The sequence below is a fragment of the Leptolyngbya sp. AN10 genome (genome assembly GCF_050565645.1).
In the GTDB taxonomy this organism is placed as follows: domain Bacteria; phylum Cyanobacteriota; class Cyanobacteriia; order Leptolyngbyales; family Leptolyngbyaceae; genus Leptolyngbya.
In genome coordinates, this window is record NZ_JBNXVP010000003.1 from 171,826 (window position 1) to 184,600 (window position 12,775).

Consider the following 12,775-nt stretch of genomic DNA (forward strand, 5'->3'; position numbering starts at 1 on the left):
TTCCGCCACGCCCCCAAGATTTAATGTTCTGAATTTCAGCCATGAAATCAGAAGCTTAACCAGAATATCACTAGAATTGCAGGATAGGTATAGAAATTTGTAAAAAGATCGTCGATCGAATTTCACTGCACAATTTCAAGAACGCGATCGCGCGGAAGCGATAGGATAGAGGAGTTGATATCCGGTTGGAACGCATGGACGTAGCACTTCTATACCTCGCTCTGGGCGGCGCTTACCTTGTGGTTGTGCCGTTAATCATCTTTTTCTACCTCAAGTCGCGCTGGTATGTGGCAAGCTCGATCGAGCGCGGATTCATGTATTTCATGGTGTTCCTTTACTTTCCAGGAATGCTCCTACTTGCACCGTTCTTGAATTTCAGACCGAAAGCGCGGCAGATTGAAGCTTAAAAAAATGCGACGAATTGACGCGATCGGGATTACGTTTGGTGTGTTTTTGGCTGGCGGGCTTGCGTTTCTGGTACTTCAGGGCGCAGGTCTCGACAGTATTAGCGCGGGAATTTGGAGTCAGTTGCTCCTAGTCGGCGGCTTGATTGGCTGGTTGGCGAGTTACCTGTTTCGGGTCGTGTCGAAGAATATGACCTACAATCAGCAGCTTCGAGAGTATGAGGAAGCGGTGTTGCAGAAGCGCTTGGAAGAATTGACTCCCGAAGAATTGGAGAAGCTTCAGGCAGAGATTGAACAGGAAAAGCAAGGTTCTTAGGATCTCGTGCCCGGATTTGCAGTAATCTACTGAAGTTGCGTTTTTTCAAGAATCGAAATGGCTTCAGTGTCGGAATGTTTTGAGCGACTGCGGGATCAAGGTCGGTGCGCGTTGATTCCTTTTTTGACTGCCGGAGATCCGGATTTGGAGACGACCGCTCAGGCGTTGCAGATTCTCGATCGCTCTGGAGCCGATTTGATCGAGTTGGGCGTTCCGTATTCTGATCCCCTGGCAGATGGTCCTGTGATTCAAGCAGCGGCGACTCGATCGCTTTCAAACGGAACTCGATTAGATGATGTCTTGCAACTGGTGAAGCAAGTTTCGCCGAATTTACGATCGCCAATCATTCTCTTCACTTATTACAATCCGATTCTGAATCGCGGTATTGAAACCTTTTTGAAAGAAATCTCCGAAGCAGGAGCGAAAGGTTTAGTGGTTCCAGACCTACCCCTAGAAGAAGCTGAAACGCTGTTACGTCCGGCAAAAGAGTTTGGCATTGATTTAACGCTATTAGTTGCGCCAACCAGTCCAGCCGAGCGGATTGCAGCGATCGCTCAACAGTCTCAAGGATTCATCTATCTCGTGAGTACAACGGGTGTCACGGGAATGCGATCGCAAATGGAATCGCGTGTCAAAGATTTAATTGCAGAATTGCGGCAAGTGACCGATAAAGCGATCGGCGTTGGATTTGGAATTTCGCAACCGGAACAAGCGCGGCAAGTGATGAACTGGGGAGCAGATGCGGCGATCGTCGGAAGCGCGTTTGTAAAGCGATTATCTGAAGGAACGCCTGCTGAGGGATTGAAAGCGATCGAGGAATTCTGTCAGACGTTGAGAAGTGCGATCGCAGCGGATTAAGTTACCGCTTGAATGAGTGCAGTGGGTGTAAAAATCTGAATCGTCGCTTGAGCGAAATCTTGGGTATCGCGAGTCACAATGCCATCAAGCTGATTCTCGATCGCTGTTGCATACTGAATTGCATCCTCAAAATCGGGAAATCCAAGTGATAGAGCTATTGCGATCACGGCTTGATCAACCGTTGCAATCTGACAAATTCTCGATAGTTTCCTCAAAAATTCCAATGTCCAAATATGACCTTGAGTTTTACGAATGATGTAGTACAAATCGCTGTATGTTGTTGCAGAAATAAACCCTTCTGCACGTCCTTGCTCAATGAGCGCGAAGGCACGATCGCTATCCTGAAAAAATGGCTGTCGTTGAAGCGCAATATCGATCAAAACATTCGTGTCTACTAAAACTTTCAAAGATCGTATTTCTCCTTAAGGGCCTCCCATCGTGCTTCATCTTCATCAAAATTCTCTGGGATCGGTTGAGCAGTCTTCCACAACTCTCGAAAAGCTTGGGTCTGAGGTTCGCTTGAATTTGCCGAAATTTGATTTTGGATATTTACGGGTTGCTGAGTCGGTAGTAAAAAAATCTCAACATCCCCAGGAGGAAGATCGATCGCTTCTGTGATCACCAACTGTCCATTGGCATCCACTTTTCCTTTGAGTTTGTAAGCTGACATAGTAACTCTCCGTGACTGGATTAGTTCGAGTGTACAGAAAATTTCGGGGGTTTGAGCGGAGGAATTTTGCCGATCGTTGAGAAGTGCGGTCACGCTCGCGTGAGCCAACAGCACCGCATCAGATTAACTCAACTTAGCGGCAATGTGAAATAGAATGCTGTTCCTTGATCAGAACTTTCTATGTTGATTGTTCCGCCATGAGCTTCTATCACTTGGCGACAGATATACAATCCGAGTCCTAATCCTGGTGAGTATTGAGTTTGCTTTCCAGGGGTATAGGGTTCAAAGATTGTTTTTTGCTGAGTTGCAGAAATTCCAATCCCATTGTCTTGAACTATCACCTTTAACAGTCTTGCACCCTGAATTGCTCTCAGTGTGAGCAATAAACCTGGTGGATTATGAACGATCGCATTATCAATTAGATTGTTAAAAACACGAGCAATTTGCTGAACATCCACCTCGACAAGTGGTAGATCAGTCGAAAGCTGAGAAGTTCGGAATAGTAAGGAGACCAGGGCGTGAGATTGAAATCACCTAAAAGAATTCGGGGTTGTTGCTGTTGTTGTTGCAAATAACTTCTAAGTTCAGCAAGAAGAGCATTGCGTCGCTTGAAAGTACTGGGTTTGACAGGAACAGAGGGATGCACTGAAATTAACTGAACTATCTTTTGATTGATGTTTAAAGACGTAACTAGAGCAGAACCATTCTTGAAGCCTTTGCGCTCAGGGGAAATCAGTGGAAATCGGCTAAAGAGAGTTAAACCGCCGCCAGAAGTCCGATAGGAAAAAGGAAGGCTCTTTAATCGTTGGGATAGTTCTGTTTTTGCTTCAGCACTACTTTCTTGAATTGCAGCAATGTCAGGCTTAACTGTCTGAATTGCATTGGCGATCGCATCCCATTGATTATTCGCAACATTGATGTTGAACGTTAAGACTCGAATGGAATTGCCCGAACTTTGCTGAGAATGAGGCAAGTACCAAGGAACAATCCAAGCACTATTAAAAGCGAACAATCCTAGAGACAGATAGAGCAAGACTTGAGTGCGGAATTTTCGGATTTTGCAGATTAGGCTAACGATCGCAATTCCACCTGCAAGCAACAGATAATACACTCGAAAATGGCTGAATAATTCCAGAGGATAGCTTCGCCAAAACAGGCTCCCGATCGACAAAATTGCGATCGTGCTCAAGACGATCGCTAGAACTGCTCTAATGATTCGCTCACTCATGTTGCTTCACGCTTTGATTTAAGACGTGCTACAACTGCAATTCATCCGATTCCGACAGAAAAAAAGGCACCCGATTGGATGCCACGATGAACTCTTAGAATGATGAACTCATTGGTCTATGCACCTTGACGATTTCCGCGTTGTCCTCGCTGACTGCGTTGCTGTTGAAGCTGATCCCGCTGTTGTTGGGTCAAAACTTCGCGCTCGATCCGTTCCCGCGATGCCTGCATTCTTTGGCGAATCTGGGTTCTTTGCGCCTCAGTCAAATTCAGCGATCGCATTGCGCCCTTCTTGTCTCCACTCTGAATCGCTGCATTATATTGAGTGCGTTGTTCAGCGGTTAGAACTTCGTTGACGATCGCATTCCGAGTTTGTTCGCGAATGGTTCGCATTTGTTGTTTCTGAGCATCAGTGAGATTCAGGCGATTGGCTCGTTCACGCTTTGGTTGCTGTTGAGTTTGCTGCGCTAACAATCCTGAAGGACGAGCTTGAACAGCAAACGGCGCTGCAACCATCAGAAGGGCAATTGCTCCGGGAAGAATCAGTGAAAATTTTCTCATTACATCAATCAAAATGGGACAGTTGAAGCCAAACAAACAAGCTTCGGGAGATTAGACCGGAGTGCGATCGCAAAGGTTCAATTGGGTTGATTACTTTCTTAAGAACAAATAGATATCGTCGCGCTGATATCTGAGATTAAAGCGATCGTCTGCCCGAACCTGTTGCAGAACTTGATTTAAGAACTCTAGAGGAGCCGTATATTCTGAGTTGGTTCGACGCACATCGAGCAAGACAGCTTCGTAATTCGGAATCGTTGTTAAGTCGAGAGCTTTCGCTGCATCAAACGCGATCGTAATCGTATTAATATTGGGTCGATGACTCAGGTGCGGAGCAACATCCATCACGGTTAAGACACTCGCTGAAGGTGGAACTAGCGCGACCGCTTCTCGTTTTGCCCGCCAGTTATCAAACATTGGGAAGTATTCATACGATCGACTTACGGCTGAGAAAAAGATGAATCCTGTGAGCAAACACAGCAAGATTAACCGTTTCTTCCGTATCCATCCCTGATTCAGTTTGAATGCTGTAATCACCGTCATGACAACAAACGGCAACACAGGCAGCGAATATTGAAACACTAAGCTTTTCTGTGGAGCAGAAATACTGAGCAAATTTAGAGAAATACAAGGAATAGCACCAATTAGCGGCACGATCGATTGAGGAGACAAAGCCCAGACGATCGGTAAAGTTAACTGAATCAAATACTTGATATTGGCACGTGATACGAGTTGATCAATTACTAACCAAGGTTTTGTAACAGCAGTAATCGCGACTTCCGAGAATGAATTTCCTAAGTCCCCATAGCGATAGAGATGGCGACCGATTTCTGCCGAATTTCCTCCGAAGTGCGGAATGATGATTTGAGTTGAAACCACAAACCAGAGCAGACCTGCGACGATCGCAATCAATCCATAGTTGCGACGATGTTCAAATTTCCAGAGCCAAATGCCCATTGCAAAGACAGTGAGTGAAAGAACCGCTTTGCAGCTTAGAATCAGCGCGATCGCGAAACTGAAGAGCCAAATTTTTCGAGTTTGCGCCGCCCAAATTGCCCAAAGAAACGCTGGAATCGCGATCGATTCTGGGTGAAAATGAAACTGATTTTTGCTGAACAAAACCGGATACAACAAATAGGTCAAGATCACCCATTTCGACTGTGAGACCGTCAATCCTGCGTGTTGAGCTAACTTCCAGGCTGGAATGATCCCGCTGGCTAGTGCGATCGCTTGCACAGCGAGTAACCAATTTGTACTTGGATAAATCTTATAGAGCAATGCCAACGGATACAGAATCAATGCTGCATGATCCCCCAACACATGAAAGCCCATATATGACGAGATCGGCTCTAATCCTTGGCTGATAAGATAGACGGCTTGATCGAAAATTCCCATGTCCCAAGCCGAGGACAGAAATATCAGATGCTTGAAACTGCTGGTGAGAAAGAAAAGAATCGAAACCGCGATCGCGAGATACAGGGCAGCATTAATCGGCTGGCTATGGAAATCTAATGCTTTGTTTACACGAGTCGAAACGCGAGTCGGGATGAAGTCCAGCATATCTCCAGATACATTCACTCAACAGCAATCGAGCTTACTTCTACCACTTGAGAACAAAATGAAAATCTTCACAAAGGGGGATTTCTTCTGAAATGCAATCTTAAAATCTCCGTAAAACGCGATACACTAATTGCCTTTGGAACTGCCCCAATTTTAGGTGTATCTCTAAATTCGGGAACAACAAGGAGGAGATTTCATGTTCATCATTAGCACTCAATCTGCGAATCTGTTGAGTCAAAATATCAATCATCTAATGCTGCAACGGAATCTAGTCGATCTCGCTCTTCAAGCCTTACCAAAGATAGTTTGGGCGATCGTGATTCTTTTGTTCACTCGCTGGGCAGCCAATATCATTCGCCCGATCGGGTTTCGTCTACTCAAATACGCAGAGCCAACCCTGCAAAAGTTTTTGATTCAGGTTGGCTCGATTTTGGTGTGGATGGCAGGAAGTGTTGCGGCTCTGAATGCACTTGGATTGCAGACCACTACGATCGTAACGGTGATTGGTGCGGCGGGTTTGGCGATCGGTCTTGCACTGCAAAACAGTTTGTCTCACTTTGCGGCTGGCGTGATGCTCGTGAGCTTTCGACCGTTTGAAGTGGGGGACGTGATCGAAGGAGCAGGCGTGTCTGGAACCGTGGACAGTATTGGATTGTTTTCGACCACGATCGTTTCTTCCGATAATGTTCGGATCACGGTTCCAAACAGCAATTTATTTAGTGGAACGCTAAAGAACAATACAATCATGGGCACTCGAAGAGTCGATTTGCAGATTGATATTGGCGATCGAGACATTGAATCTACAATCACACATTTACTATCTCTCGTTCAGCCGCATCCCTTAGTACTCCGAGAACCCAGACCGATTTGCCATGTAGAATCGATCACCGCAGAAACGACGATTCTCTATCTGCGTCCGTGGTGTGCAGCAACGCATCATGAACAAGTACGATCGGAGATTTTGCAACTCGTGAAAGAAGCACTGAAATCTAACGAATCTGTGTGATCGGTTCACCTTTGAGTAGACGGATTTCTTGTTCTTTCGCTTTAATTTCCTTGTTCATATCGCGCACCCGACCGGAAAGGATCTTGATCAGATTCAGAGCGATTCCGGGCGTTTCATCCACTGCCTCGTAGAGTTGCTGCTGAGTTAACACAAGACATTCACAAGGCTCGATCGCGGTTACAGATGCCGATCGCGGTTCTGAATCAAACAGGGACATTTCGCCAAAGAAGTCGCCTCGTTTGCAGAATGCCAAATCTCGACTGCCATTGTGAACGCGAACCGCACCTTTCGAGATTACATATAGCGATCGACCTTGTTGACCTTCAACTAAAATTGGCTCTCGTACCGCATACGATCGTTCTTCCATAATCGATGCCAATCGTACTAAGAAATCGTCGCGCAGTTCCTTAAAGATATCGACTCTGCGGATCAACAATAATCGTTCAAAACTGTTTAACATAGCTTCCCTCACAGACTGACAGAGTTAGTTCAAACTAGGACGTTGGAAAAAGACGACATTAGAAGATGGCTCTGGTGAAGTCATCCCTAACTGTTGCATCATCTGTTTCACTTGCTTAGAAACAATCGGATCACGGTCATTCTGATACTTCAGCAATACGCGCTTTATCCTATCTGGATGTTCTTGAGCAATGTAGCTGATAACAGCTTCTCGAACATAGCCTCTTGGGTGTTTCAAGCTGGCTCCAGTTGCGGCTTCATCTAGCTTCCAACGAGCGCGTTTTGCTAAGTGGAAACAACAGGCTAATGCCCAATCTGAGATGAAATGTCGCAGTTCTAGAAGATGATTTAATCGATCGTTCGGCTGCATCGGAGTGTAAGGTGCAAGGCTGGATAGACTTTGGAGCTTATCCATTGGCAATTCTCGATCGAGGACTCCGAGCAGTGCGCGTTTGTTTGCAATGTCCAAGGTACTATCAAGAATTTCTAATCCTTGTGCGATCGCGGCTCTCGATTCGGATTGGAAGTTAAATTCTGCGACTCGAATCGACCCGATCGGATAAAGAAATTTCATCAGCAAGAACAATCGCTCGATACTATCAGCAGGCAAGATTGCTAATGCTGACTGAAGCGAAGTTGTTTCATCACAGCGAATTCGCTCAAAGATCAAATCCGTCGAAGCAGCATAGATTTGACCCATGAACATTAACTCTTGATCAATCAGTTGTTCGATTCCTTGTCGTCCTAACTGTTCTGAAACCGCTTCGATTCCCTGTTCATTGGGGATTTTGAGCAAGATTCGGAGCAGTAACCGTCGATTGGTTCCCCAAGAAGTTAGCAAGCGAGAAATGAGAAGATCGATCGCTTCTGGTGTTCCAATTTGTCCGATCGCGCTAAATGCTTCACTCCGAACTAGCGGCGGACGCTCGATATCATCCGCAATCCAAATCAGCTTCGGTAAGACTTCATTGCCTAATCGAACTAACGCAGATTTCGCAGCTTCACGAGTGGGACGAACATATAAACCACTGAGAAGATAGCGGTAGAACTCTTCTGATCGAGTCGCTGCGATCGCTTCTAACGTGGCACACTTTACCTCGATCGACGGATCTTTCAATAGCTCTGCTACATAAGGTTTCAACCATAATCGAAGTCCTTGCAGATGAACTGCTCCACCGAGCGCCCGACACCCGATCACTCGTTCCTGGGTTTGCTTATGTTTTAACATCGCTTGCAACACATACGTTGCTTCTGCTTTCTCTGAAATTGTTCCTTGCCGCAGAATTAACGACGCTGCGGTTGCTCTCACGATCGAAGGATGATTTGATTTGAGATAGTGCCGTAGTTCACTAATCGAAGCCGTTTCTTCAGTTAGCCAAATGTATCTCAACGCGACTGCCATCACTTCCGGAGTAGGACGTTGAGAACATAGAGCTTTAACCGGATTGAGAAAAGCAGGATTCGGATGATTTAGCATTACTTCAATGCTTTTGTACTGCAATTCGGGTGTTAACTTAGCAAGCAGCGGGACGAGAACTTCACCTGCATTTTTGCCATCAATCTCACTCAGAAATTCGATGCAGGCACGTTTATCTTCATCGGCTCCGGGCTTTTCTAAAGTCTCGATCGTTCTTTGCCTCAAAGCTTTCATATCGACATCCGAAGTACTCAGTTGCCCGCGCCCCGCATTCAGCACTAATAGATTGAGATACTCTTTTTTGAGAAATACGATCGTGACTAACCACCCGATCGCAAACAAGATCATGATCCCGAAACTGAGATTTTGCTCTACGACTCCCATTCCATTCAAGCTCAGTTTCACCAGTCCCAAAAGCATAACTCCAGTCAGGGCAGTCGAAATGGGTTCTGCAATTCCTCGAACCTTTGCCTGTTCTCGATTTCGTAAGTGATCTGGAACCGAGTAGAACAAGAATGGAACACTCCCTGTAAGCAAAGTGTAATGCAGCAATTCATAAAGAAATCGCATCACGAGAATACTGACGAAAACTGGAGAAATGCCCGTAATCGAAATGCCAATGAATGCGATGATGATCATCGGCATCAACATGAGCGATCGAAATACTCCAACGCGATCGAGAACGCGACTAGAGAATGACCACTGCATGATCAATTCACAGACTCCCATCGCCCCGTTAAACACACCGAGAAATCCCGCGATATCGCCTTGTCCTAACCGCGATGAGATTTCAGAGTGTTGTCCAAGCTGCGTGAGAAACTGAAACTCAATCAGAAGGAGAAACACTTGCGCCAACGCAAAGAAAATCTGCAACAGAGACATATATCGCTGCATTTGTCCCTGAAGTCGAGTTCCAGAATTTTCAGCGGTAACTCCTTCTCGTCGCCGTCGCACCTCTGGAAAGAACTGCTGATACAGATGGCTCAGTCCGCCTAAAATGACTGCTCCAGACAGCATAAATCCAAAAGCGATCAGTAGAACTTGAGAGACCGCCACCTCACGCGGGAACAGTCCGAGCACAAAGGGAAGCGAAAATCCTCCTGCAACATCAGCCACCAGAATTCCGCTGCTGATCAGAGGATAGGTACGTTTGATTTCTCGAATATTGAAAAGCTGATTTGCTGTGATCGACGCATTCAAATCATTGAGAACGTGACTGGCTTCGAGCCAAAGCTGCATCGCAAAGACAACAATTTGCAGCACATAAAATTGACCAAAACTCTCTCCGAATGCACCCGATAAACCGAGAGAGAAGAAAGGAAGCGGAGACGCGAGCAGAACTGCGATCGCAACAATCACTGCTCTCAGCGGCAACACTCTCTGAAGTTCCGAATACAACCAACTCAGCCCAATCTTGATCGCCGCACTGACAATGTAGATCAACGGCAGATTTGCTGCGCCGAACTGGGAGAGAAACATCTCAACTGAACAGGCTTCGAGCCAGATCAACCCGGTTGAAGTGAAAGTGTAGAAGGCAAACATCCAAAACGTGCGATTGCCTTCACCAGAGCGGAGATTGATCCAGCGGAGAAAGGGGTTTTCTCCGGATTTGTCGGGAGCTTGATTTGTCGAAACCATGAGGAGGGCTGTTCTAGGTTGAATCGATGCACACGATTCCAAAACTTGCTGTGATCGATCGAATATAGCCGTACTTATTTCAGTTAGGACACTTCGAGCCAGCCCCCCAGCCCCCAAGTTTGGGGGAGCAAGAGTCTTAAGCCCCCAGAATTGGGGGTTTGGGGGCGACTCCGAGGAGGTCCTAATCTAAACTTCTACTGCTATAAATCAGAAATCGTACAAGCAGTCTCTAGAGGAATCCTCCCTAAGATGCCCAAGAGATTCCACGTCCAACACAAGCAAAAAGGACAGCGAGACTTGATCCCACTGTCCTTAGATTTAGTAAATGCAGATTTGGCTTATTTCTTCGGAGCCAAGAGCATCATCATATTACGCCCTTCTTTTTTCGGGGCTTGTTGCACTTCGGCAATTTCTTGGAGGTCGCCCGCCATCCGTTTCAGCAAGGTTTCCGCAAGATCACTGTGCTGGATCTCTCGTCCTCGGAACATGATCGTCGCTTTGACTTTATCTCCAGCTTTGAGGAAGCGTTCGGCTTGATTGATTCGCACATTGTAATCGTGTTCTTCAATCTTGTAGCGCATCTTGACTTCCTTCACGTCCACGGTATGCTGCTTTTTCTTCGCTTCTTTGGCTTTCTTTTCCTGCTCGAATTTGTGCTTACCGTAGTCGATGATTTTGACGACAGGGGGATCAGCCTTGTCGCTGACGAGAACGAGATCAAGTTCCTTTTCGTCTGCCATCGTTTGCGCTTCTCGCGAGGTCATGATTCCAAGCTGAGAGCCGTCAGCATCGATGACACGAACTTTCGGAAACCGAATCCGTTCGTTGATCACGGGCATATCTCGATTGGGTCTTTTTTCTATCACAAGCACCTGTGTTGTAAGTGAATAAGGGCGACAATGAAGAGACTAAAATCATTGTCGGGTTGTCTGTATCGCCATTCTACTCAGTTTGGCGAAATTTCTCTCTACTTTGTTACGTAAATTCTAAAGCAGGGATCGGGATTTGGGGATTCGGAGAACCGATTAAAATGAATAAACAGAGTGATATCGGTGAAATTGTGGTAGACGCTTTACCTTGGCGGCAACGAATTGGCAGTCAGCGCGATTGGATGTGGCGCGGTTGGCAGACGCGATATACGTATTTGCGATCGCAGAAATCCGAGAGTGATCCCCCGCTGATGTTGATTCACGGGTTCGGAGCTTCGATCGGTCATTGGCGGCATAATGTCTCGGTTCTGAGTCAGCATCATACGGTTTATGCGCTGGATCTGTTGGGATTTGGGGCATCGGAAAAAGCGATCGCACCGTATAACGTGGTGCTGTGGATCGAGCAGGTTCACGATTTTTGGCTGACTTTTGTGCGAGAGCCTGTGGTTTTGATCGGAAATTCGATCGGCTCAATGGTTTGTTTGGCGGCGGCGAAGGCGTATCCCGAAATGGTTAAAGGGGTTGTAATGCTGAATTTGCCGGATTCTTCGGTGTTAGATACACCAGAATGGGCGGGGACAGCGGTGAAAGTGTTTCGACCGATCGCGGCGGTGGGAAAAAGTGTTTTCACGTTTCCACTGATTTTTAACCCGTTCTTTCGAGTGCTGAGAAGTTCGAGTCTGATTCGATTGTGGGCGCGGCAGGCTTATACAAATTCGGACAGTATTAGCGATGAATTAGTCGAAATCTTGTCGATTCCAGCCCGCGATCGAGGAGCGGTGAAGGCACTGCGATCGATGGTGACGACTCCGAAAATTACAGAGTACAGAGCGCGATCGATTTTGCCTACGATCAAGATTCCAATGCTGTTGTTCTGGGGCAAGCAGGATAAGTTTGTGCCGCCGAGTTTGGCTGAATCTTGTGTCAAGCTCAATCCGAAATTGGAGTTAGTAGAAGTTGAGAATGCAGGGCATTGTCCGCACGATGAACAGCCCGAAATCGTGAATCGTAAAATTCTAAGTTGGATTGAGGAGTGTGTGAGATGACCGATACGTTTCGGATTTCGCCTTTGATTCGGATTACGTTGCTAAGTTTATATATTGCGTTAACGACTCCGCTTCCGTTTTTGGCAGAGGCGACGGATGCTCCGGTTCCAAGCCGTTGGCTTTGGGTTGGAATTGCGATCGGCTTTGTGATTCTGTTCGGGGCATTGAGTGAGCGTGTGATTGTAAATGATGAGGGAATTCAAGTGGCTTATCCAGCTTGGGTTCCATTTCGTAAAGGTTGGCAGCTTGCTTGGTCTGAAGTGAAAGCGTTGAAGCCTCGATCGACGGGACAAGGCGGATTAGTTTACTATTTCCTCAGCAAATCGGGAGAAGGTTATCTCTTACCGATGCGGATGGTAGGATTTGCGCGATTCGTCGATCGAGTTCAGAAAGAAACGGGGATTGATACAACGGATGTAAAACCGTTAGCACAGCCTTGGATGTATTTGATTTTGCTAGGGTTCACGGTGTTGTTGCTGTTGATTGATGCTTGGACGGTTTCAACAGCGATCGGGCTTGGACTGTGAATCTTGGCGTGTTTGTTCATCCGATAGCTCGCCCGGAAATGAATCTCCGGGCTAATGAAGGGAACCCCACTGAAGTGGACTAAAACCGCGTTCTGAGGGGGCTTCAGCCTCCTTTCTCCTATTAGCCCGGAGATTCATTTCCGGGCGGACTCTATCGCAG

Annotated in this window: 15 protein-coding genes; 6 read left to right on the forward strand and 9 right to left on the reverse strand. The window is 46.6% G+C overall.

The genetic code is table 11. From position 1 onward, the window contains the following. The first annotated feature begins 194 nt into the window (after window positions 1-194). From ndhL to trpA, 3 genes are read left to right on the forward strand one after another with little or no spacing between them, the layout of a single operon-like run. Window positions 195-407 carry an NAD(P)H-quinone oxidoreductase subunit L gene (ndhL, locus tag ACQ4M5_RS05550; RefSeq protein WP_430674617.1) on the forward strand — a complete coding sequence of 71 codons (213 nt, stop codon included), beginning with the start codon at window positions 195-197 and terminating at the stop codon, window positions 405-407. Between the two features lie 4 nt (window positions 408-411). After that, on the forward strand, window positions 412-720 hold the full coding sequence (locus ACQ4M5_RS05555; RefSeq protein ID WP_430674618.1) for a DUF3007 family protein: 309 nt from the start codon (window positions 412-414) through the stop codon (window positions 718-720). Between the two features lie 57 nt (window positions 721-777). Further along, a complete protein-coding gene (gene trpA, locus ACQ4M5_RS05560; protein WP_430674619.1) occupies window positions 778-1,578 on the forward strand; it encodes a tryptophan synthase subunit alpha in 801 nt (266 codons plus the stop codon). Here trpA and ACQ4M5_RS05565 read toward each other — a convergent pair. The 6 genes from ACQ4M5_RS05565 to ACQ4M5_RS05590 all read right to left on the reverse strand — a co-directional run bounded on the left by ACQ4M5_RS05565 (window position 1,575) and on the right by ACQ4M5_RS05590 (window position 5,593). Further along, window positions 1,575-1,985, reverse strand: a complete 411-nt coding sequence (locus tag ACQ4M5_RS05565) for a type II toxin-antitoxin system VapC family toxin (RefSeq protein WP_430674620.1) — start codon at window positions 1,983-1,985, stop codon at window positions 1,575-1,577. The genes trpA and ACQ4M5_RS05565 overlap by 4 nt on opposite strands. After that, window positions 1,982-2,248: a hypothetical protein gene (locus ACQ4M5_RS05570; protein WP_430674621.1), complete on the reverse strand. Its 267-nt coding sequence runs from the start codon at window positions 2,246-2,248 to the stop codon at window positions 1,982-1,984. The genes ACQ4M5_RS05565 and ACQ4M5_RS05570 overlap by 4 nt, the downstream gene beginning before the upstream one ends. Window positions 2,249-2,376: 128 nt before the next feature. Next, on the reverse strand, window positions 2,377-2,706 hold the full coding sequence (locus ACQ4M5_RS05575) for a sensor histidine kinase (protein ID WP_430674622.1): 330 nt from the start codon (window positions 2,704-2,706) through the stop codon (window positions 2,377-2,379). Further along, on the reverse strand, window positions 2,667-3,476 hold the full coding sequence (locus tag ACQ4M5_RS05580) for an endonuclease/exonuclease/phosphatase family protein (protein WP_430674623.1): 810 nt from the start codon (window positions 3,474-3,476) through the stop codon (window positions 2,667-2,669). The genes ACQ4M5_RS05575 and ACQ4M5_RS05580 overlap by 40 nt, the downstream gene beginning before the upstream one ends. A 116-nt stretch (window positions 3,477-3,592) precedes the next feature. Next, window positions 3,593-4,036 carry a hypothetical protein gene (locus tag ACQ4M5_RS05585; RefSeq protein ID WP_430674624.1) on the reverse strand — a complete coding sequence of 148 codons (444 nt, stop codon included), beginning with the start codon at window positions 4,034-4,036 and terminating at the stop codon, window positions 3,593-3,595. 90 nt (window positions 4,037-4,126) lie between these two features. Continuing rightward, on the reverse strand, window positions 4,127-5,593 hold the full coding sequence (locus ACQ4M5_RS05590) for a DUF2079 domain-containing protein (protein ID WP_430674625.1): 1,467 nt from the start codon (window positions 5,591-5,593) through the stop codon (window positions 4,127-4,129). 196 nt (window positions 5,594-5,789) lie between these two features. Between ACQ4M5_RS05590 and ACQ4M5_RS05595 the strand changes: the two genes are divergently transcribed. Next, window positions 5,790-6,599, forward strand: a complete 810-nt coding sequence (locus tag ACQ4M5_RS05595) for a mechanosensitive ion channel family protein (protein WP_430674626.1) — start codon at window positions 5,790-5,792, stop codon at window positions 6,597-6,599. On the opposite strand, the gene ACQ4M5_RS05600 is transcribed toward ACQ4M5_RS05595, so the two are convergent. From ACQ4M5_RS05600 to infC, 3 genes are all read right to left on the reverse strand, one after another. Next, the gene (locus ACQ4M5_RS05600; protein WP_430674627.1) at window positions 6,583-7,059 is read right to left on the reverse strand and encodes a Crp/Fnr family transcriptional regulator; all 477 of its coding nucleotides are present in this window, start codon (window positions 7,057-7,059) and stop codon (window positions 6,583-6,585) included. The two genes, ACQ4M5_RS05595 and ACQ4M5_RS05600, sit on opposite strands and share 17 nt — an antisense overlap. A 24-nt stretch (window positions 7,060-7,083) precedes the next feature. Further along, window positions 7,084-10,113 (reverse strand): HEAT repeat domain-containing protein, encoded by a 3,030-nt coding sequence (locus ACQ4M5_RS05605; RefSeq protein WP_430674628.1) that lies wholly within the window; start codon window positions 10,111-10,113, stop codon window positions 7,084-7,086. A 338-nt stretch (window positions 10,114-10,451) separates the two neighbouring features. Further along, window positions 10,452-10,979: a translation initiation factor IF-3 gene (gene infC / locus ACQ4M5_RS05610; protein ID WP_430674629.1), complete on the reverse strand. Its 528-nt coding sequence runs from the start codon at window positions 10,977-10,979 to the stop codon at window positions 10,452-10,454. 164 nt (window positions 10,980-11,143) lie between these two features. On the opposite strand from infC, the gene ACQ4M5_RS05615 reads away from it, so the two are divergent. Both ACQ4M5_RS05615 and ACQ4M5_RS05620 read left to right on the forward strand, forming a co-directional pair. Continuing rightward, on the forward strand, window positions 11,144-12,088 hold the full coding sequence (locus ACQ4M5_RS05615) for an alpha/beta fold hydrolase (RefSeq protein ID WP_430674630.1): 945 nt from the start codon (window positions 11,144-11,146) through the stop codon (window positions 12,086-12,088). Next, window positions 12,085-12,615, forward strand: coding sequence for a hypothetical protein (locus ACQ4M5_RS05620; RefSeq protein WP_430674631.1), 531 nt, complete (start codon window positions 12,085-12,087; stop codon window positions 12,613-12,615). Before ACQ4M5_RS05615 ends, ACQ4M5_RS05620 begins: the two co-directional genes overlap by 4 nt. Window positions 12,616-12,775: the final 160 nt, after the last annotated feature.

Coding starts and splice junctions, on each gene's coding strand:
- ndhL (WP_430674617.1), top strand. CDS start 195: ATGGACGTAGCACTTCTATACCTCGCTCTGGGCGGCGCTTACCTTGTG.
- ACQ4M5_RS05555 (WP_430674618.1), top strand. CDS start 412: ATGCGACGAATTGACGCGATCGGGATTACGTTTGGTGTGTTTTTGGCT.
- trpA (WP_430674619.1), top strand. CDS start 778: ATGGCTTCAGTGTCGGAATGTTTTGAGCGACTGCGGGATCAAGGTCGG.
- ACQ4M5_RS05570 (WP_430674621.1), bottom strand. CDS start 2,248: ATGTCAGCTTACAAACTCAAAGGAAAAGTGGATGCCAATGGACAGTTG.
- ACQ4M5_RS05580 (WP_430674623.1), bottom strand. CDS start 3,476: ATGAGTGAGCGAATCATTAGAGCAGTTCTAGCGATCGTCTTGAGCACG.
- ACQ4M5_RS05585 (WP_430674624.1), bottom strand. CDS start 4,036: ATGAGAAAATTTTCACTGATTCTTCCCGGAGCAATTGCCCTTCTGATG.
- ACQ4M5_RS05590 (WP_430674625.1), bottom strand. CDS start 5,593: ATGCTGGACTTCATCCCGACTCGCGTTTCGACTCGTGTAAACAAAGCA.
- ACQ4M5_RS05595 (WP_430674626.1), top strand. CDS start 5,790: ATGTTCATCATTAGCACTCAATCTGCGAATCTGTTGAGTCAAAATATC.
- ACQ4M5_RS05600 (WP_430674627.1), bottom strand. CDS start 7,059: ATGTTAAACAGTTTTGAACGATTATTGTTGATCCGCAGAGTCGATATC.
- ACQ4M5_RS05605 (WP_430674628.1), bottom strand. CDS start 10,113: ATGGTTTCGACAAATCAAGCTCCCGACAAATCCGGAGAAAACCCCTTT.
- ACQ4M5_RS05615 (WP_430674630.1), top strand. CDS start 11,144: ATGAATAAACAGAGTGATATCGGTGAAATTGTGGTAGACGCTTTACCT.
- ACQ4M5_RS05620 (WP_430674631.1), top strand. CDS start 12,085: ATGACCGATACGTTTCGGATTTCGCCTTTGATTCGGATTACGTTGCTA.